Origin of the sequence: Salinicola acroporae (genome assembly GCF_003206615.1) — a bacterium.
GTDB lineage: Bacteria > Pseudomonadota > Gammaproteobacteria > Pseudomonadales > Halomonadaceae > Salinicola > Salinicola acroporae.
In genome coordinates, this window is the sequence record NZ_PZJW01000002.1 from 311,063 (window position 1) to 329,582 (window position 18,520).

The 18,520-nt window shown below is 64.6% G+C and carries 16 protein-coding genes and 1 pseudogene; 12 read left to right on the forward strand and 5 right to left on the reverse strand.

Annotation, left to right across the window (positions count from 1 at the left end):
• The first annotated feature begins 208 nt into the window (after positions 1-208).
• The 3 genes from DOM54_RS02595 to DOM54_RS02605 all read left to right on the forward strand — a co-directional run bounded on the left by DOM54_RS02595 (position 209) and on the right by DOM54_RS02605 (position 3,094).
• Complete coding sequence (locus DOM54_RS02595; RefSeq protein ID WP_110714837.1) at positions 209-1,246, forward strand: NADP(H)-dependent aldo-keto reductase; 1,038 nt, start codon at positions 209-211, stop codon at positions 1,244-1,246.
• Positions 1,247-1,339: 93 nt separating this feature from the next.
• Positions 1,340-2,122 (forward strand): peroxide stress protein YaaA, encoded by a 783-nt coding sequence (gene yaaA, locus DOM54_RS02600; RefSeq protein WP_110714838.1) that lies wholly within the window; start codon positions 1,340-1,342, stop codon positions 2,120-2,122.
• A 141-nt stretch (positions 2,123-2,263) separates the two neighbouring features.
• The gene (locus DOM54_RS02605) at positions 2,264-3,094 is read left to right on the forward strand and encodes a Tim44 domain-containing protein (RefSeq protein WP_110714839.1); all 831 of its coding nucleotides are present in this window, start codon (positions 2,264-2,266) and stop codon (positions 3,092-3,094) included.
• Between the two features lie 116 nt (positions 3,095-3,210).
• On the opposite strand, the gene DOM54_RS02610 is transcribed toward DOM54_RS02605, so the two are convergent.
• A complete protein-coding gene (locus DOM54_RS02610) occupies positions 3,211-3,972 on the reverse strand; it encodes an SDR family NAD(P)-dependent oxidoreductase (protein WP_110714840.1) in 762 nt (253 codons plus the stop codon).
• 145 nt (positions 3,973-4,117) lie between these two features.
• Complete coding sequence (locus DOM54_RS02615; protein ID WP_206018983.1) at positions 4,118-4,894, reverse strand: sulfite exporter TauE/SafE family protein; 777 nt, start codon at positions 4,892-4,894, stop codon at positions 4,118-4,120.
• Positions 4,895-5,197: 303 nt separating this feature from the next.
• Here DOM54_RS02615 and DOM54_RS02620 point away from each other — a divergent pair, with 303 nt between their 5' ends.
• Complete coding sequence (locus tag DOM54_RS02620) at positions 5,198-6,514, forward strand: aspartate aminotransferase family protein (RefSeq protein ID WP_110714841.1); 1,317 nt, start codon at positions 5,198-5,200, stop codon at positions 6,512-6,514.
• Positions 6,515-6,641: 127 nt separating this feature from the next.
• On the opposite strand, the gene pdxR is transcribed toward DOM54_RS02620, so the two are convergent.
• On the reverse strand, positions 6,642-8,102 hold the full coding sequence (gene pdxR / locus DOM54_RS02625; RefSeq protein ID WP_110714842.1) for a MocR-like pyridoxine biosynthesis transcription factor PdxR: 1,461 nt from the start codon (positions 8,100-8,102) through the stop codon (positions 6,642-6,644).
• Positions 8,103-8,351: 249 nt separating this feature from the next.
• Between pdxR and DOM54_RS02630 the strand changes: the two genes are divergently transcribed.
• From DOM54_RS02630 to DOM54_RS02665, 8 genes are all read left to right on the forward strand, one after another.
• Entirely contained in the window at positions 8,352-9,755 is a 1,404-nt protein-coding gene (locus DOM54_RS02630) for a sodium/glutamate symporter (protein WP_110714843.1), read from the forward strand.
• Complete coding sequence (locus DOM54_RS02635; RefSeq protein WP_110714844.1) at positions 9,752-11,380, forward strand: amidohydrolase; 1,629 nt, start codon at positions 9,752-9,754, stop codon at positions 11,378-11,380. Before DOM54_RS02630 ends, DOM54_RS02635 begins: the two co-directional genes overlap by 4 nt.
• The gene (locus tag DOM54_RS02640) at positions 11,373-12,329 is read left to right on the forward strand and encodes a CobW family GTP-binding protein (RefSeq protein WP_110714845.1); all 957 of its coding nucleotides are present in this window, start codon (positions 11,373-11,375) and stop codon (positions 12,327-12,329) included. Before DOM54_RS02635 ends, DOM54_RS02640 begins: the two co-directional genes overlap by 8 nt.
• 206 nt (positions 12,330-12,535) lie before the next feature.
• The gene (locus DOM54_RS02645; RefSeq protein ID WP_240613736.1) at positions 12,536-13,447 is read left to right on the forward strand and encodes a transporter substrate-binding domain-containing protein; all 912 of its coding nucleotides are present in this window, start codon (positions 12,536-12,538) and stop codon (positions 13,445-13,447) included.
• Positions 13,448-13,544: 97 nt separating this feature from the next.
• The gene (locus tag DOM54_RS02650) at positions 13,545-14,186 is read left to right on the forward strand and encodes an amino acid ABC transporter permease (RefSeq protein ID WP_110714846.1); all 642 of its coding nucleotides are present in this window, start codon (positions 13,545-13,547) and stop codon (positions 14,184-14,186) included.
• Positions 14,187-14,209: 23 nt separating this feature from the next.
• Positions 14,210-14,875 carry an amino acid ABC transporter permease gene (locus DOM54_RS02655; RefSeq protein WP_110714847.1) on the forward strand — a complete coding sequence of 222 codons (666 nt, stop codon included), beginning with the start codon at positions 14,210-14,212 and terminating at the stop codon, positions 14,873-14,875.
• Positions 14,868-15,722 (forward strand): amino acid ABC transporter ATP-binding protein, encoded by an 855-nt coding sequence (locus tag DOM54_RS02660; RefSeq protein ID WP_110714848.1) that lies wholly within the window; start codon positions 14,868-14,870, stop codon positions 15,720-15,722. Before DOM54_RS02655 ends, DOM54_RS02660 begins: the two co-directional genes overlap by 8 nt.
• An 81-nt stretch (positions 15,723-15,803) precedes the next feature.
• Positions 15,804-16,760 (forward strand): D-2-hydroxyacid dehydrogenase family protein, encoded by a 957-nt coding sequence (locus tag DOM54_RS02665; RefSeq protein WP_338067003.1) that lies wholly within the window; start codon positions 15,804-15,806, stop codon positions 16,758-16,760.
• Between the two features lie 110 nt (positions 16,761-16,870).
• Here the strand turns inward: DOM54_RS02665 and DOM54_RS02670 are convergent.
• Together DOM54_RS02670 and DOM54_RS02675 are read right to left on the reverse strand one after the other, a co-directional pair.
• Positions 16,871-17,556 (reverse strand): annotated as a pseudogene (locus tag DOM54_RS02670) (glutathione binding-like protein).
• 130 nt (positions 17,557-17,686) lie between these two features.
• Positions 17,687-18,397 (reverse strand): glutathione S-transferase N-terminal domain-containing protein, encoded by a 711-nt coding sequence (locus DOM54_RS02675; protein WP_110714849.1) that lies wholly within the window; start codon positions 18,395-18,397, stop codon positions 17,687-17,689.
• Between the last annotated feature and the right edge of the window lie 123 nt (positions 18,398-18,520).

The window sequence follows — 18,520 nt, forward strand, 5'->3', positions numbered from 1 at the left end:
GCATCGGAATCGACTCTTCACAGGCGCGCTCGGCCGAGGCCGGGCGGCGAAAGGCCGCAAGGATACGCCTGCCCGCGTGGCGACTCAACCCCTCGCGCCCGGCGCCGGTTTGCCGCTTTCCGACGGCGCCAGTAACATACGATTTCCAACGGTTTTTCCGTGACGTTTCAGGCTCGTCAACATCCGTTTTCCCTATCTGGAGCGCAACATGCAGCGACGCCCCCTTGGCAAGACTGGCATGCAGGTCTCGCGCCTGTGTCTAGGCACCATGACGTTCGGCGAACAGAACACCGAGGCCGAGGCGCACGAGCAGCTCGATCGTGCCATCGCCGCCGGCATCAACTTCATCGACGCCGCCGAGATGTATCCGGTGCCGCCGAAGCCGGAAACCCAGGGCCGTACCGAGGCCTACATCGGCAGCTGGCTGAAGCAGCGCGGCAAGCGCGACGATCTGATCATCGCCAGCAAGGCAGCGGGTGCCGGACGCGGCATGGCGCATCTGCGCGGCGGTCCGCGACACACCCGCGAACAGATTCATCAGGCGCTGGATGCAAGTCTCGAGCGCCTGCAGACCGACTATCTCGATCTCTACCAGCTCCACTGGCCGGACCGTCACGTCAACTGCTTCGGCCAACTGGGCTACCTGCCGGGCGACGATAGCGACGCGACGCCGCTGGAGGAGACCCTGGGCGCACTGAAAGAGGCCGTCGATGCCGGCAAGATCCGCGCCGTCGGGCTCTCCAACGACACGCCCTGGGGCGTCATGCGCTGCCTGCATCTGGCCGAGACCCAGGGCCTGCCGCGCGTGGCCAGCGTTCAGAACCCCTACAACCTGCTCAACCGCAGTTTCGAGATCGGCCTCTCCGAGATCGCCCATCGCGAGTCCGTCGGCCTGCTGGCCTACTCTCCCCTGGCCTTCGGGGTGCTGTCGGGCAAATATCTCGACGGCCAGAAGCCGCCCAAGGGCCGGCTGACGCTGTTCGAGCGCTTCTCCCGCTACACCTCCGAGCTCGCGCAGGAGGCAACCCAGGCCTACGTCGACATCGCCCGCGGGCACGGCCTGGACCCGGCCCAGATGGCATTGGCCTATGTGACCTCGCGGCCTTTCGTCACCAGCAACATCATCGGTGCGACCACGCTCGAGCAACTCGATGCCAATATCGATAGCGATGGACTCGAGCTGTCCGCCGAAGTCCTCGAGGCGATCGAGGGCGTGCATCGACGAATTTCCAACCCCTGCCCATGAAACTCGGCCCTGAGACTCGTTTCCGAAACTCGGTCCTGATGGTCGCCGCCGCCGGCGACCGATAACGCCACTGCCAACACGGGTAAGCGCGCCATGCTCAGCATCCTCTCTCCGGCCAAGACCCTGGATTTCGAGACGCCCCCGACGACCCGGGACGTCACCCGGCCCGATTATCTCGACCTGAGTCGCGAGCTGATCGATATCCTGCGCGGCTATTCCCCCCAGCAGCTTTCAGAGCTGATGGGCATCAGCGACAAGCTCGCCGGGCTCAACGCCGCCCGTTACGCCGACTGGAAGACACCGTTCTCGCTGGATAACGCCAAGCCAGCAGCGCAGGCCTTCCAGGGCGATGTCTACGTCGGGCTGGAGGCGACCTCCTTCAGCCAGGCAGACAACGCCTTTGCTCAGGATCACCTACGGATTCTGTCCGGGCTCTACGGCATGCTGCGACCGCTGGATCTGATCCAGCCCTATCGTCTGGAAATGGGCATCCCGCTGGAAAATGCCGCCGGCAAGGATCTCTACGCCTACTGGCGGGAGCGGCTGACGCCCGACCTGGACCAGGCCGTCGCGGCCAGCGGCAGCTCGACGCTGGTCAACCTCGCTTCCAACGAATACAGCAAGGCGATCGACTTCAAGAGACTCCAGGCCGACGTGGTCTCGCCGGTATTCCAGGACGAGAAGAACGGCCAGTTCAAGATCATCAGCTTCTATGCCAAGAAGGCCCGTGGCCTGATGGCCGCCTGGCTGGTTCGTGAACGAATCGAGGACCCCGTGGCATTGACCGAGTTCGATGTCGCCGGCTACCGCCATGCGCCCGATGAGTCCAAGCCGGGTAAACCTGTCTTCCGCCGCCGCGAACGGGATCGTGAATAGATAGAGAGATGCGACCAAAGAATCGGAGCGAATGGCACGCCGTTCAGCTTCCATTCACACCCGTCTGCAACAATGCCCGCAGCAACGAGTGCGCGACATCGTCACTCGACACGCAATAACGCTGATTTTCAGGAGAACGCCATGCGTCATCTGCTCGTCATGTTGATGGTCGGTATGCTCGGCTTTGCCGCCGCCGTCGATCACGCCGAGGCTCGCCGTATGGGTGGCGGCAAGAGCTTCGGTTCCTACTCGCGCTCGGTACAGCAGCCAACCCCGACCACGACGCGCACCAACGCATCCGCCCCACCCCGCCAGCCCAGCGCCGGACTGTCGCGCTTCGCCAGCCCGCTGGCGGGGATGCTCGCGGGCGGCCTGCTGGCGTCGCTGTTCTTCGGTGGCGCCTTCGACGGGTTCCGGATGATGGACTTCCTGCTGATCGCGCTGGTCGCTTTCATCGGCTTCCGGCTGCTGGCAGGCCGTCGGCGGCACGCCCCGGCCGGTCATCGCGATGAGGGTCAACCGCATCACGACACCAGCGCCCAGCCGGCCCCGTTCATGAGCAGCGGCGCACCGGGCATGAACACCGGCGGCATCGCCTCCGAGCCGGAATGGTTCGATCGGGAGCGCTTCCTGGCCGGCGCCAAGGAGCACTTCACCACCCTGCAGCGCGCCTGGGACAACAACGACCTGAGCCGGATCCAGGAGTACGTCACCCCCGAGCTCTACAACCTGCTGAAAACGGAGCGCATGGAGCAGCCGGCCAACAACCGCACCGAGATCGTGCGCCTGTTTGCCGAACTCGGCAGCGTGCAGGAGTTCAAGGACGAAGCCGAAGCCACCGTGCTGTTCCACGGCGTCCTGGAGGAGAATGGCGAGGAGAACGAGTTCAACGAAACCTGGCACCTGAAGCGGGCGCTGCGTGACGGTGCACCGTGGTACGTCCAGGGCATCGAGCAGAATCCGAACGCCTGACAAGTTTCGCCCTATCCTCAACAAGAAGACCCGAGCCCTGCACTGACAGGCTCGGGTCTTTCTCATGGTGGCGCATCGTTGGCGCCATCAGCTCCGAGATGGCGACGCGATCGCCTTCAGTCGTCGCGATCGATCGCGAACGCCGACCAGGCCTGACGTGTCGGCATCACTTCCAGACGGTTGAAGTTGATGTGCGCGGGCAGCGTCGAGATGTAGAACATCTGCTCCGCGATGTCCTCGGCAGTCAGCGCCGTCGTGCCGCGATAAAGGTTGTCGGACGCGACCTGATCACCGCCGGTGCGCACCAGCGTGAACTCGGTTTCGGCGATACCCGGGGCCAGGTCGGTGACCCGCACCCCGGTACCCAGCAAGTCGCAGCGCAGGTTATAGCTGAACTGCTTCACGAACGACTTGGAAGCGCCGTAGACATGGCTGCCCGGATACGGCCACTGTCCGGCGATGGACCCCACGTTGATGATCGTCGCGCCTTCACCCACCTCGATCAGCGTCGGCAGCAGCGCATGGGTCACGTTGACCAGCCCGGTCACGTTGGTATCGATCATGGTGTGCCAGTCCTTCAGCGCGACCTTCTGGGCCGGCTGAGGCGCCAGCGCCAGTCCGGCGTTATTGACCAGCGTGCGTACCCGCTTGAAGCCTTCGGGCAGATCGTCGACCGCCCTCTGCACGGCTTCGTCGTCGCGCACGTCGAGCACGATGGCATGCACCGCCACCTTGTCGGCCAGCTCCGCCTCGAGCGCATCGAGGCGTTCGCCGCGACGCCCGGACAGCACCAGCGACCAACCGGCCTCGGCGAAACGATGGGCCGCGGCACGCCCGAACCCGGAAGTGGCACCGGTAATGAAAGCAACATCGCTCACAGCATTCTCCTTGTCTGACTTCGAGTGACCGGACGCATGACCGCGTCCTTCGTTAACGACTGAAACTCATCCCGACAACCCTCACCATGCAGGGTGCAGCCGGCGATCACGATACGCAGGCGCGCTCGAGCGGGCGGGGCCCGCCCTACAGGATTTCCCGAACCAGCACCCATATCGATAGCACGATCAAAAGCGGCGCCACGGTGACCTTGAGCGAGCGCGGCGGCGAACGCTCGAAGGCCCACTGCCCCAGAGCATTGCCGAGCAGGGCTGGCACCAGCAGCCACGCCGCCCGAGACAGCGTCGTCCCGTCCAACCCTCCGGCCAGCCCGAGCCCGATCAGCGACGCGCCACTGCTGGCAGCGAAGAACAGAATAGCCGTCGCTCTCAGTGCCACCGGACGCATCCGCTGGTGCAGCAGGTAGAGCATCAACGGGGGGCCACCGGAGGAGGCCAGGGTCATGCAAAGCCCGGATATACCACCGGCGACGACGCTCGATAGCTGACCGGCCGGCGTCGGCCCCCCGCCCGTCGCATTATCGGTGACCGCGAGCGCCTGGGGCGGTTCACGACGCCATAGCAGCGCCAATGCTCCCGCCAGTGCCAACAGGGCGATCGAAATCCGCATGGGTGAAGCCGGGATGGAGGTGATCAGGCTCACGCCGACCACGGTCGCGGCGAGCATGCCAAGCAGCAGTCGACGCAGTCGCGGCCAGTCGGCGAGACGGCAAGCCCGCCGCCACAGCCCGATACTGGTGATCAGATCGAGCAGCAGCGCCAGCGGCACGGCCTCGAGCGGCGGCAAGAACAGCATCAGCCCCAGCGCCATCAGCATCGCAAAACCGAATCCGCAGTAACCTCTGACGAGACCGGCAAAACATGCCAGGGTGATGGCCGGCCACAACAGGGGCATCGACGACATCGGCGGAATTCCCTCCCGTTGAGCGCAGGCGACCTTTCGACATGGCAGCAACCATACTCAGCCGCTCCTGCGCTGGGTAGGGCCAGTTTCCCCATCACCACGGGACATCCCGATGCGTCTGTCACGAGGCCCGACACATTCTGGCTCTAAGAGATTCGTATGACGCCCCTTAGTCTCTGGGCTGTCAGCGCTTGGCCTGTCGCTCGTGGCCGAGCGCTCACGGCTGACGCGTCGTCATCCCGACACGCATTTCAACGCCCACTCGCGCGCCTGCCCTCCGGCACCGATAACAGGAACCTTGCCATGACCGACATTTCCAACGACATCGTCCAGCAACTCGATCGCCAGCACGTGTTTCACTCCTGGTCGACTCAGGGCAATCTCTCGCCGATGGTGATCGCGGGAGGCAAGGGCTGTCGGCTGTGGGATTACGCGGGCAAGGAGTATCTGGATTTCAGCAGCCAGCTGGTCAATACCAACATCGGTCACCAGCATCCCAAGGTTATCGCCGCGATTCAGGCGCAGGCGGAACAGCTGACCACCGTCGCTCCTGCCCACGCCAACCTGGCCCGCGGCGAAGCCGCCAAGCGCATCCTGGCCCGGGCACCGGCAGGTTTCGGCAAGGTGTTCTTCACCAACGCCGGCGCCGACGCCAACGAGAATGCCATGCGAATGGCGCGTGCCGTCACCGGCCGCGACAAGATCCTCTCGGCGTATCGCTCATATCACGGTAATACCGGTGCCGCGATCGTCGCCACTGGCGATCCACGTCGCGTCCCCAATGAATTCGCCCGCGGTCATGCGCACTTCTTCAACCCGTTCCTCTATCGCAGCGATTTCTGGGCCGGCAACGAGGAAGAAGAGTGCCAGCGTGCCCTGCAACATTTGAAGCGAGTGATCGAGTGTGAAGGGCCCAACAGCATCGCCGCGATTCTGCTGGAATCGATCCCCGGCACGGCCGGCGTACTGATCCCGCCCAAGGGTTATATGGAAGGTGTCCGCAAGCTGGCCGACCAGCACGGCATCCTGGTGATCTTCGACGAGGTCATGGCGGGTTTCGGTCGCACCGGCAAATGGTTCGCGTTGGAGCACTTTTCCGCCAAGCCGGATCTCATCGTCTTCGCCAAGGGTGTCAATTCCGGCTACGTCCCCGCGGGTGGCGTCATCATCTCCGATGAGATCTGTCGCTACTTCGACGACCACATGTTCTTCGGCGGCCTGACATACTCCGGACATCCGCTGGCGATGGCGTCGATCGTCGCCACGCTGGATGCGATGAGCGAGGAAGGCATCGTGGACAATGCCGATCGGGTCGGCAATGGCCCGTTGGCCGCTGGCCTGCAGCAGTTGGCACAGCAGCACGCCGTCGTCGGTGAAGCCCGTGGCCTGGGCGTTTTCCATGCGCTCGAACTGGTCAGCGATCGCACCACCCGCTCGCCCCTGCCGGCCGCCGAGATGGGCGAGATCAAGCGTGCGCTGATCGCCAAGGGCCTGCTGCCGTTCGTGGTCGAAAATCGTGTCCACGTGGTACCGCCGTGCATCGTCAGCGAGGCGGAAGTGGCCGAAGGGCTGGCGATTCTCGACACGGTGCTTGGCGAGGCCAGCGCTCGACTCGCCTGATCGTCCCTCAGCCCCGGTCCCAACGACAGACCGCCGTGGCCATGGCCATGGCGGTCTGTCGTGTTGCGGCGATCGATTCGCCCTCGCGCGTTGTCCCCGCGCCGAGCGGCAGGTGCTCGCGTCGCGTCTAGCCGAAAGCCCGCGCCAGGGATCGAATCCCCGGCTCGATTCGCTCGGCGTCGATGGCGCCGAACCCCAGGCGCATGTAGTTGCGCGGCGGCACCTGGTCGAAGAAGTGTTGAAACCCGGGTTCGATCAACACGCCATGCTGGGCCGCCTGCCATGCCAGCCGCTGAGTATCGACAGCCTCGGGCGCCTCGAGCCAGAACACGCTGGCATGATCGCCGCCCACTCGGCGGCAATCGGCCAGCTCGCGGCCGATGGCAGCATCCATGATCTCCCAACGCTGACGCATCTCATCGGCGAACAGCCGCAGATAGCGATCGTAGTGCCCTTGGGAGAGAAACTGCGCGAGCTGCTGCTGCAGACCGGAAGGCGGATGTCGATACATCAGTCTCCTCAGCGCGCGCAACTCCTCGATGAGTTCCGCGTCCGCCACGACGTAGCCCAACCTCAGTCCAGGCGAGAGCGGCTTCGACAGACTGCTCATGTAGATCACGCGGGACCCTGCTCGGCTCGCCTTCAGCGCCGGTTGGGCGTGCCGGTCGAAGTTGACCTCCGCATCGTAATCGTCTTCCAGCACGATCTGGTCGCGACGCTGGATCTGCTCGATCAACGCCTCGCGCCGGCGCCGACTCATGGTCACGCCGGTCGGCCCCTGATGGCTGGGCGTCACGTAGAGATAATCGCTGTTCGCCGCCGCCGCGTCCAGGCACATGCCCTCGCTGTCGATCGACTGATAGCACAACTGTGCCCCTTGACGCAGGAAGACGTTGGCGGCCTCGCGATAGCCGGGGTTCTCCATCGCTACCCGGGTTCTCGCATCGAACAGTAACTGGGCGATCAGGAAAAGCGCGTTCTGCGAGCCCAGCGTGATCAGGATCTCGTCGCTGCGCGCATGGATGCCTCGCTTGGGCAGCACCCGGGTACGCAACTGCTCGATCAGCATCGGATCATCCTGATCGTAGCGATCGCTCAGCCAGTGCCGCTCTCGCCGGCCGCCCAGCAGCAGGCGTGAGGTCTCCCGCCACTGCTCCAGTGGAAACAGGCGCGTATCCAGCTGGCCGTAGACGAAAGGAAATTCGTAGTGCATCCAGTTGCTGGGCCGAAGAACACCCTGCAAATGGCTCGGCCGATGGGTAAAACGACTGCCCCAAGAGGGTGCATCGACGACCTCGTCTCGGGAGCAGCGGCCCATTTCCGGTGCATCCGGCTCATGATAAGCATCGTGGAGGTAGTATCCGCTACGCGGACGGCTGACCAGGTAACCATCTTCCACCAACCCTTCGTAGACGAGCGCCACGGTGTTGCGCGAGATACCCAACTGCAGCGACAGCTTGCGACAGGACGGCAGCGCCTCTTCGGTGGGAATCGTGCCGGTATGAATGGCATCCAGCAGCGCCTCGCGCAGCTGCTCCTGCAGGCCGCGCTGAACATCGAAATCGAGATGGAAGTAGTGGTCGAGCATGCCGAGCTCCCGCTGAAAGACGACACACCACTCCTGCAAGATCCGCGCCATCGCCGCTGGCGACGCGGTCGGGGAAGGCCAAGGCACCGCCAACTGTCTCGACCACGGGGGGAATCTGTCCTGTAGCACCACGGTGACGGACTTTAGTATGACATCCACGACGTCACCCAGCCGACGCCGGGGTCATCGCAGCGCCGCCGAAGTGGCTCGGATAGCCGACATAACAACGTCAATCACGAGGACAAGATCATGGGCAGTACCTTCCACGGCGTCATCGCCTTCGCGCTGATCGCCGCTCTGCTGGTCGCCGGCAGCCTGCTGCGCAGCCGTCTTCCGTGGCTAAGAGCGAGCCTGATCCCGGGTAGTATCGTTGCCGGCATCGTCGGCTTTGCCTGCCTCTCCACGGGGCTGATCCCCGGCTACGGACCTTCCGACTTTACCGCCCTGGCCTTCCACTTCTTCACCCTGAGCTTCATGTCGCTATGCCTGACGGGCAGCCCCAAGCCAGCGGCCGGCGAAAAACGTCACGGCATCGTCGCCGGCGGGCTGTGGCTGACGCTGATCTGGACCGCCAGCCTCGGCGCGCAGGCCGTGATCGGTTACGGCGTGATGGCGGGCTACGACCTGATCACCGGCAGCGATCTCAGCCCGCTGCTCGGCGCCATCGTCACCCACGGGTTCACGCAGGGGCCAGGGCAGGCGCTGACCTACGGTACGATCTGGGAGAATGACTACGGGATTGCCAACGCCGCCCAGGTCGGCGTGATCTTCGCGTCGCTGGGTTTCGTGGCCGCCTTCGCCGTCGGCGTGCCCGCCGCGCGTTACTTTCTCAAGCGCGGCCTCAACGCCAACCGCACCTCGACGCTCGACGACGATTTCATCCGCGGTTTCCACACCCCGCAGACCCAGCCTTCCGCCGGCAAGCAGGTCTCGCACTCGGGTACCGTGGACTCGCTGGCCTGGCATCTCGGCCTGCTGGGAGTGGCCTATGTCATCACCTACGCCTGGCTGACCGTGATGCAGCCGCTGGTCGCAGGTAACCAGGTGCTCTCGGTCTTCTTCAGCTACAACCTGTTCTTCATTCACGGCCTGACAGTATGCGTATTGATGCGCATGGCGATCGATCGCTTCGGCTGGACGGACAAGGTCGATGACGACACGCTCAAGCGGATCACCAGCGGCTCAGTGGATTTCATGGTCGTCGCCACGTTGATGAGCATTCAGATCGCGGTGCTCTCCGCCCTGCTGATCCCGATCCTGCTGGTCGCGGTGGTCGTGACGCTGGCCACCTTCCTTGGCGCGATGGCGATCGGCAAGCTCATTGGCCGACTCGGGCCGGAGCGCGCCGTCACCGCCTTTGGCTGCTGCTGCGGCTCGACCGGTACCGGCCTGCTGCTGCTGCGCATGCTGGACGCGGACTTCAGTACCTCGGTGCCCAAGGAGCTGGCGTTCTTCAATATCGCCATTATCGTGGTCAATATCCCGACGCTGTTCTTCGTTGCTCCCATCGCCCCGACGCTCGGCACCTGGAGCTATCTGGCGATCTTCGGCGGCTACCTGCTGTTGATGCTGATCTGCATCCCGCTGCTGCTCAAGTGGCAGCGACGTCGGGATGACCGGACACCTTCCGTTCAGGAGCCGAGCCCCTCATGAAGCCTCGTATCTTCTCCGCCCGGCGCATTCTGACCATGAACCCCTCGCTGCCGGAAGCCACCCACGTCGCGGTGCGAGATGGTCGGATTCTCGGCGTCGGCTCGCTGGAAACGCTGGCCGATCTGGGCGATTGCGAACTCGACGAGCGCTTCGCCGACAAGGTGATCCTGCCCGGTTTCGTCGAGGGCCACAGTCACGCCCTCGAAGGGGTGCTGTGGGAATACCCTTACGCGGGATTCTTCCCGCGCCAGGATCCTGACGGCCACACCTGGCCGGGACTGACCGATATCGACCGGCTCCAGCGACATCTCCGGGAACAACTGGCCAAGCTCGACGACGCCACGCCGCTGATCGCCTGGGGCTTCGATCCCATCTACTTCCCGGATCGCCGCCTGGATCGCAACGACCTCGACGCCGTCGACGACCGGCGGCCGATCGTCGTGATCCACGCCAACCTGCACATGATGACCGTCAACAGCGCCATGCTGCGTCTCTCCGGCCTCGAGTCTCACGCCGACATCGAGGGCGTGGTCACCTTCGACGACGGCCGCCCCAATGGAGAGCTGCGTGAGATGGCAGCGATGTTCGCGATCTTCGACACGCTCGACCTGGATCTTTTCGATCGCGGCAGCGAAGCGGCGACGCTGGAGCGCTACGCGCGCATCGGCCAGCGTCACGGGGTGACCACGCTGACCGACCTCTACAACCCGCTCAGCGAGACCGGCGTCGAGAGCATGCAACGCACCTGCCGCCGGGACGACGTCCCGATGCGCCTGGCGCCGGCCATGAGTGCACTGACCTATACACCGGAAGACGGTATCGAACGGGTGCTGGGCTGTCGCGAAAGGAGCAGCGACAAGCTGCAGTTCGGCTTGGTCAAGCTGATGACCGATGGCTCCATCCAGGGCTACACCGCGCGCCTGATGTGGCCGGGCTACCACGACGGCTCGCCGAACGGGATGTGGAACGCCGAGCCGGAGCGGCTGACCGAGATCGTCCACCGCTACCATCAGGCCGGGCTGCAACTGCATATCCACACCAACGGCGACGAGGCTGTCGAGCTGATGCTGGATGCCATCGAGTCGGCACTGGAGCTCTGGCCCCGCGCCGATCACCGCCACACCCTGCAGCACTGCCAGATCATCAGCCACGCCCAGTTGAAACGCGCGGCACGACTCGGGGTGTGTCTCAACATGTTCGCCAACCACCTCTACTACTGGGGCGACATTCACCGTACCCGCACATTGGGGTTCGAACGCTGCCAGCGTCTCGAACCGCTGGCCTCGGCAGACCGCCTGGGCATCCCCATCGCCGCCCACTGCGACGCCCCGGTCACGCCGCTGGCGCCTCTGTTCACGGCATGGTGCGCCGTCGCTCGCCAGACCGCCAACGGCGAGGTACTGGGGCCCGACGAAGCACTGAGCGTGGAACGCGCCCTGCGCCTGATCACGCTGGATGCCGCCTACACCCTGAAGCTCGACGATCGCGTCGGCAGCCTGGAGGTGGGCAAGTTCGCCGACATGGCCGTGCTCGACGAGGATCCCCGCGACGTCCCGCTGGACCGGCTGGCATCGATCCGCGTGGCGGCCACGGTCGTCGGCGGCCGCGTCTTCGACAATGTCTGAACCGATGGCCGACCCGATACCGGTCACGCTGATCGCCGGCTATCTAGGCGCCGGCAAGACCACCTGGCTCAACGCTCACCTGCGGGACGGCGTGACGCCTGGCACACTGGTCATGGTCAACGATTTCGGCACCATCAACGTCGATGCCGAGCTGATCGACTACGCCGGAGAACGACTGCTCAAGCTCAGCAGCGGCTGCCTGTGCTGCTCGTTGAGCGATGAGCTGGGAACCCAGCTCTCGCGCATCGGCCGCTGGTCGGATCCGCCCGCCGCGTTGATCATCGAGACCAGCGGCGTGGCCCGGCCACGCCGGATTGCCGACATGATTCGCGTGGCCCGCTGCTTTCGCCTGGCGCGCACCGTGACCCTGGTCGACCTGGCAAGCCTTGGCCAGCGCCTCGCCGATGCGCGGGTCGCGGACCTGGTGGCCGACCAGATCCGGAGTGCCGATCTTCTCTGCACCAATCGTGGCGAGCGCCTCGATGCCGACGCGCGGCAACGGCAAGCGGATCGACTCCGCGCCCTCAATTCCACGGCCCTCCTCGAGACCGGCCCATCTCTCCCGACACAGGAGACATCGGAGCCTCCTCCCGCCCCCGATCGTGGGACCTCGGCCTCGACGTCGAATCGTTGCCCGACATGGCAACACCGCCCCACCAGAGCCAGGGCCCACGGCAACGAACCTGACTGGCAGCGTTTTGCGATCGATCTCCCAGCGTCGCTGTCGCGTTCGGCGCTGGAGGCCATCCTGGCTGATCATGCCGTCGGCCTGGCCCGGGCGAAGGGATTTCTCAAGGCCGATGGTCGCCACTACGTTTTCCAGTGGAGCGGCGGTCGCGCCGAGTGGACACCGACAACGCTGCGACCGGGCGCAGGTACGCTGGTGGGCATCGGCTTCAAGGGTGACGCCTTCGCGGCCTTGGTACAGGCCCTGGCAGCTCTCGGCTGATGGGCTGGCGACAACGCCAATCTGGCCAGACGACTGTCGCCAACTGGCTCTATAGCCACCGCCTCGGGATTCTTTAGGGTGGAACCACGATACGCCGCCAAGGCGCAATGCCATGGCGTGTCTGGCCGATCAGCGATCGGCACGGACCCGCGATCCATCAAGTCCAACAACAATAGCGTTCAACAACAACATAGAGGGTGACCTACATGATGCGATTCTCCGCCCGCAAAACGGCTTCCGGTTCGCGCCTGTCCCGGATGGCCGCGAAAGCCATGGCCGGCACGCTGTTGGCCGTGTCACTGTCGAGCCTGTCGCTGACGGTGCTTGCCGCCGACCTCCCGGAGATCGAGAGCCGCGGCAGTCTGAGTGTCGCGACCGAGGATAACTACGCGCCCTTCAACTATATCGACAACGGCAATCCCGTTGGCTTCAACGCCGACATGCTGGAGGAACTGCGCCAATACGCGGACTTCGACGTCGACCAGGACATCCTGCCCTGGACCGGCCTGCTCGCGGCCGTCTCCACCGGCCAGTACGACATGGCGCTGACCGGCGCCTCTGTCTCCGACGAGCGTCTGCGCGTCTTCAACTACACCGCTCCCTATGCCTCGGCGCAGCACTTCGCGATCACTCGCGCCGGCGATGACAGCATCCAGAGCGTCGCGGACCTGAGCGGCAAGAAGCTGGGCGTGCAGGCCGGCAGCGTACTGCTGTCTCGCCTGCCGGAACTCGAGAAGATGCTCAAGGAGAGTGGCGGCGAACTGGGCGAGGTGGTGCAGTACGAGTCCTACCCGGAAGCCTTCGCCGACCTGGCCAACGGCCGTCTCGACTTCGTCATCGACTCCGCCGTGCCGGTCAATACGCTGGTGGCATCCAAGCCGGATGTCTTCGCCAAGGGGCCAGCGGTGTCCGGTCCGGGATACGTCTCCTGGCCGATGCCGAAGTCGAGCCCGGAGCTGCTCGAGTACATGAATGGCTTCCTCGACCATATGCGTGACACCGGCCGCCTGGCCGAGCTGCAGGAGAAATGGTTCGGCGAGAGCTTCCCCGACCTGCCCACCGAGCCGCTGACCAGCGTCGATCAATTCCACGAGCTGCAATTCAGCAACATGAAGTAAGCCATCGGCTCGTTGCGCCATCGGCAACGAACCACCGGCATGACGCTGCGGCGGGTCCGCGGCGTCAATCGCTTCGAAGTCTCGTGGAGGACGCATCATGAACGCCAGTGCCTGGCAAATGCTGCTGGACGGTGCCTGGACGACGATCTGGATCTCTGGCGTCTCCATCGCCATGGGGGTGATCGCAGGGCTGATCATCGCGTTGATCCGGATAGCCAGGATCCCCGTGGTCGACCAGATCCTGGTGCTCTACATCAGCCTGGCGCGGGCCACCCCGCTGGTCACGCTGGCGCTGTTCATCTTTCTGAGCGCCCCGACTTTCGGTCTCAGCCTCAATCGCAACGTCGCCGGCATTCTCGCCCTGACGCTCAACACCACCGCCTTCAACGCCGAAATCTGGCGCAGCGCGTTCCGCAACTTCTCCCGGGAACAGCGCGAAGCGGCCATGGCCACCGGCATGACGCCCTGGATCACCTTTCGCCGCATCATGCTGCCCCAGATGATGATCACGAGTCTTCCCGGCCTGATCAACGAGATGTCGTTCCTGATCAAGGGCAGCCCGGCAATCGCGGTGATCGGTATCGTCGACCTGACCCGCGTGACCAACCGCATTTCCGCGGTGACCTATGAACCCCTCCCCCCCATCCTGGTGGCCTGCGCGCTCTACATGGCGGTCATCGGCTGCCTGGTCTGGCTGCAGCGTATCGCCGAGCGCCGTGCCAACCGGCTGGCCATGTGATCGGATAACGCCAAGGAGAGATCATGAGCAACTGGGAAATTCTGTGGGGCGCGCGGGATCAGTTCTGGTCCGGTTTCGCCAGCACGATGGCGATCTTCGGCCTGTCGATCAGCGCCGCATTCGCGATCGGCTGCGGCATGCTCTATCTGCTGGAGGGCAGTCGGCCCCGGCTCACCGTGCCGGTCCGGGTGTTCATCGACGCCATGCGCATGCTGCCGTTCCTCATCCTGGTATATCTGCTCTACTACGGCCTGCCGGCGTTCGATATCCGGCTGGACGCCTGGTGGTCCGGCGTCGGCGCACTGGCGGTCTATCACGGCTGCTACTTCGCCGAGATATTTCGCGGCGCGCGGCTGACCTTCCCGCCCGGCCAAGTCGAAGCCGCCAAGGCCCACGGGTTTACCAAGGGCAAGATGTTCTTCCGCCTGATCCTGCCGCAGATCGTGATGCAGACCCGGCCGCTGCTCGGCAACCAGTTGATCTACGCGCTCAAGGATACCGCCTTCCTGGTGATCATCACCGTGCAGGAACTCACCGCCGCGGCCAACAGCCTGTCGGGAACCTATTTCATTCCTACCGAGGCCTTCATCGTGGTCATCGGCTTCTACTGGGCGGTCAGCGTGGTCATGGAAATCATCATCAAGCAGTGTGGCCGCTTCAGCGCCAAACGGGGATTCGACCATGTTTGAGAAAAGCACGTCTGGACCTGCCGGGTCTGGACAACCCACGCCCGAACAGAGCGCGCTCGAAAGAACCGCGCCCGATGACGCAGCCCGCAGCGACCGGATCGCGGTGTCGATTCGCCATCTCTCGAAGAGCTTCGATGGCGTCGAGGTCCTGCGCGACGTGGACCTGGAGGTGCGCGAGGGCGACGTGGTGACGATCCTGGGCTCCTCCGGCTCCGGCAAATCGACACTGCTACGCTGCATCAACTGGCTGGAGCGCCCCGACAGCGGCAGCATCCATATCGGCGGCCAGCGCATCGGCGTCAACGATGCCGGCCGGCCGATGCCGGTGCGCGAGCTGGCCAAGGTTCGCGCCCGCACCGGCATGGTGTTCCAGAGTTTCAATCTGTGGCCGCATCTCAACGTGCTGCACAACGTCACCGAAGCGCCGATCCACGTGCTCGGCAAGTCGAAAGCCGAGGCCGAGGCGCTCGCCCGCGACCTGCTGGAGAAGGTCGGCATGTCGCCCAAGGCCGATGCCTATCCCAGCACCCTCTCGGGCGGCCAGAAACAGCGCGTGGCGATCGCTCGCGCCCTGGCGATGCAGCCGGAGGTGATGCTGTTCGACGAGCCGACATCGGCGCTCGACCCGGAACTGGTCGGCGAAGTGCTGGCGGTGATCAAGGATCTCTCCGCCGAGGGCTACACCATGGTCATCGTCACCCACGAGATGGCCTTCGCCCGCGCCGTATCCGATCAGGTGGTGTTTCTCGAGAAGGGGCTGATCATCGAGCAGGCCGACCCGGAGACCTTTTTCACCCATGCCAGTACCGAGCGGGTGCGGCAGTTCCTGGAGCGCAACGAGGGTTGAGCCCAGGCCGCGAAAGCGACTCGACAGCCGACGGCGAAAGTGCCAACAATGCGACAACGCCATCTTTTCGAGGGAGCTGTCATGTCGATAACGGTTACGGTCTTGGACGACTATCAGGGATGCTGTGCCTTTCTCGACGCCGCCCACGAACTCGACGGCAGCGACGTGCGCCTGGACATCGAACATCGGCATCTCGACGCCGAGGCGCTGCCCGCCCGTCTGGCCGATAGCGACGCCATCATCCTGATCCGCGAGCGCACCTCGCTGACCCGCGAACTGCTGGAACAGCTGCCGAACCTGAAGCTGGTGGTCCAGACCGGGCGGCTCTCCTCGGCCATCGACGTCGCTGCCTGCGAGGCGCTGGGCATCGCCGTTCGCGACGGCGGCGGCTCCCCGGTCGCGCCGGCGGAGCTCACTTGGCTGCTGATCATGGCGGGCTGTCGGCGCCTCGGCGGCTATCTCGCCCGCCAGGCCGAGGGCGACTGGCAGCGCACCAACGAGCGCCTGGAGGCGGAGTCGCTGGGCCACGCCGTCCATGGGCGTACGCTGGGCATCTGGGGCCTGGGCAAGATCGGCAGCCGGGTCGCCGGTTACGCCCAGGCGTTCGGCATGAACGTTGTCGCCCACGGTCGCGAAAGCAGCGCCGGGCGCGCCTTCGAGCTGGGCGTCGAATTCGAGCCCGATCGACACGCCTTCCTCGCACGCTGCGACGTGATCACCCTGCACCTCAAGCTCAACGACGATACGCGCGGCATGATCACGCCGGCGGACCTCGCCGCGATGCGCGCCGACGCGCTGCTGGTCAACACCAGCCGCGCCGAGCTGATCCGACCGGGGGCGCTGCTCGACGCGCTGGACGCCGGCCGCCCCGGCGGCGCCGCGCTGGATGTCTACGAGAACGAACCCGACGGCGCCAGCGCTTACCAGGCACACCCCCGCGTGCTGGCCACACCGCATATCGGCTTCGTCGAGAAGGACACCTACGAACTCTATTTCTCGACCGCGTTTCGCCAGGTCCGGGAATTCTTTTCACCCTGATCGGGCAAGTCAAAACCGACGGCCCAGAAACGACTCTCCCGGCCGCAGCCGGGAGAGTCGTGATCGAGCCAGATGCATGACCGACCGGGTTGAACGCAGTTGCATCGATATCACCGTCCGAACAGATGCTTGCGCGCCTCGTCGGTCATCTCGACATTGTTGGCGGGATTGATCTCCTCCGCCTTGGCGTAGGCGCGTCTCACCGCATCGCGTTCGCCGACCTGCTCGAACCAGCGCTGCAGGCTCGGGTAGTCCTCCATGTCCTGACCCTGCTTCTCGAACGGCTTGATCCACGGCCAGATCGCCATGTCGGCGATGGAGTAGTCGTCGCCGGCCACGTAGTCGTTGGCATCGAGCTGCTTGTCGAGCACCCGGTAGAGCCGCGACGTCTCGTTCATGTAGCGCTCGACGGCGTAGTCGATCTTTTTCGGCGCATAGTGGCGGAAATGGTGGTTCTGCCCCGCCATCGGCCCCAGCCCGCCCATCTGCCAGTGGAGCCACTGCAGCACCCGATAGCGTTGGCGTCCGCTCTTGGGCAGAAACTTGCCACTCTTGTCGGCCAGATACTCGAGGATCGCGCCGGATTCGAACAGCGACAACGGCTGCCCGCCGTCGGCCGGGGCGCGATCGACGATCGCGGGGATGGGTTGTTGGGGGCGATCTCGAGAAATTCAGGCGTGAACTGCTCGCCCTTGCCGATATTGACCGGATGGATCCGGTAGTCGAGCCCCGCTTCCTCGAGGAACAGCGTGATCTTGTGACCGTTGGGGGTCGTCCAGTAGTAGAGATCGATCATCACAGGCTCCTGTCGTGACGCCCGGCGATAAGCCGGATGCTGTCAGGATAGGCTTTGCGGGGGGCGGCGTCTCGCGCGACGTCGCCCCAGGCGGTTCAAAAGCGCCTGCTCGCTCGGTCAACGCTCGTGATCAATTGGCATAGGCGCCGTCGACGTCGACGATCCGCGTGGCGTTGCGGCCCACGCCATCATGTATATCCAGCATGCGCTGGAACCAGGCGTAGACCGGATCGGCGTTGGAGACCAGGTCGGCAGCGGAGGTCACCCTCGCCCACATGAACGCGCCCACCACCAGATAGTCCGCGGCGCCGGCCTCGTCGCCGTCCAGGAACGGCGATTCATCCAGTCGCCCGCGCATCGGTTCCAGCGCACGGTCGAGCATCGACAGCCCCTGGCTCGGCGAATGCATCTCCTCCAGGGTGCGGCCGAACGCCTTTTCGCGCGAGGTGCGGAAGTAGTCGCGGTCGTCCGGGTGAATGGCGTTGAAGACATCCATCAGGATCGTGCGCATGACTCCCGGCGCCAGCGAACGCTCGGCGTAGAACTTGAAGAACCGCGCCCGGGCTTCGGCCGTGGCATCACCCAGTAGCGGCTTGTCCGGGTAGACCCGATCGAGATAGCGGAAGATTTCATAGCTGTCGACGACCGTCTGGTCACCGTCGACGAAGACCGGCACCTTCGTCTGGTCCGAGAAGGCGATCGCCTCCTTGTCGGTGAACTTCCACGGCACGAATTCGCAATCGAGCCCTTTATGCGCCAGCGCATACTTGACCCGCCAGCAGTAGGGCGAGAATCGCAGTCGCTCGTCGCGCCCGCACAGATCGAACATTTTACGGCTCATGCCACACTCCTCGTTTTATACGGTTGTTACGGCTGCAGTGCTCGCAGCATGTCCAAGGGAGGGGGAACCGTCAAACCCTGAACTGGCGCCCGCCCGATCCAGATTGCCTCGGCGCGAATCGAA

What these genes read in the sequence shown, in the direction of transcription:
- DOM54_RS02595 (WP_110714837.1), top strand. Translation starts at nt 209, where the DNA reads ATGCAGCGACGCCCCCTTGGCAAGACTGGCATGCAGGTCTCGCGCCTG.
- yaaA (WP_110714838.1), top strand. Translation starts at nt 1,340, where the DNA reads ATGCTCAGCATCCTCTCTCCGGCCAAGACCCTGGATTTCGAGACGCCC.
- DOM54_RS02605 (WP_110714839.1), top strand. Translation starts at nt 2,264, where the DNA reads ATGCGTCATCTGCTCGTCATGTTGATGGTCGGTATGCTCGGCTTTGCC.
- DOM54_RS02615 (WP_206018983.1), bottom strand. Translation starts at nt 4,894, where the DNA reads ATGTCGTCGATGCCCCTGTTGTGGCCGGCCATCACCCTGGCATGTTTT.
- DOM54_RS02620 (WP_110714841.1), top strand. Translation starts at nt 5,198, where the DNA reads ATGACCGACATTTCCAACGACATCGTCCAGCAACTCGATCGCCAGCAC.
- pdxR (WP_110714842.1), bottom strand. Translation starts at nt 8,102, where the DNA reads ATGCTCGACCACTACTTCCATCTCGATTTCGATGTTCAGCGCGGCCTG.
- DOM54_RS02630 (WP_110714843.1), top strand. Translation starts at nt 8,352, where the DNA reads ATGGGCAGTACCTTCCACGGCGTCATCGCCTTCGCGCTGATCGCCGCT.
- DOM54_RS02635 (WP_110714844.1), top strand. Translation starts at nt 9,752, where the DNA reads ATGAAGCCTCGTATCTTCTCCGCCCGGCGCATTCTGACCATGAACCCC.
- DOM54_RS02640 (WP_110714845.1), top strand. Translation starts at nt 11,373, where the DNA reads ATGTCTGAACCGATGGCCGACCCGATACCGGTCACGCTGATCGCCGGC.
- DOM54_RS02645 (WP_240613736.1), top strand. Translation starts at nt 12,536, where the DNA reads ATGATGCGATTCTCCGCCCGCAAAACGGCTTCCGGTTCGCGCCTGTCC.
- DOM54_RS02650 (WP_110714846.1), top strand. Translation starts at nt 13,545, where the DNA reads ATGAACGCCAGTGCCTGGCAAATGCTGCTGGACGGTGCCTGGACGACG.
- DOM54_RS02655 (WP_110714847.1), top strand. Translation starts at nt 14,210, where the DNA reads ATGAGCAACTGGGAAATTCTGTGGGGCGCGCGGGATCAGTTCTGGTCC.
- DOM54_RS02660 (WP_110714848.1), top strand. Translation starts at nt 14,868, where the DNA reads ATGTTTGAGAAAAGCACGTCTGGACCTGCCGGGTCTGGACAACCCACG.
- DOM54_RS02665 (WP_338067003.1), top strand. Translation starts at nt 15,804, where the DNA reads ATGTCGATAACGGTTACGGTCTTGGACGACTATCAGGGATGCTGTGCC.
- DOM54_RS02675 (WP_110714849.1), bottom strand. Translation starts at nt 18,397, where the DNA reads ATGAGCCGTAAAATGTTCGATCTGTGCGGGCGCGACGAGCGACTGCGA.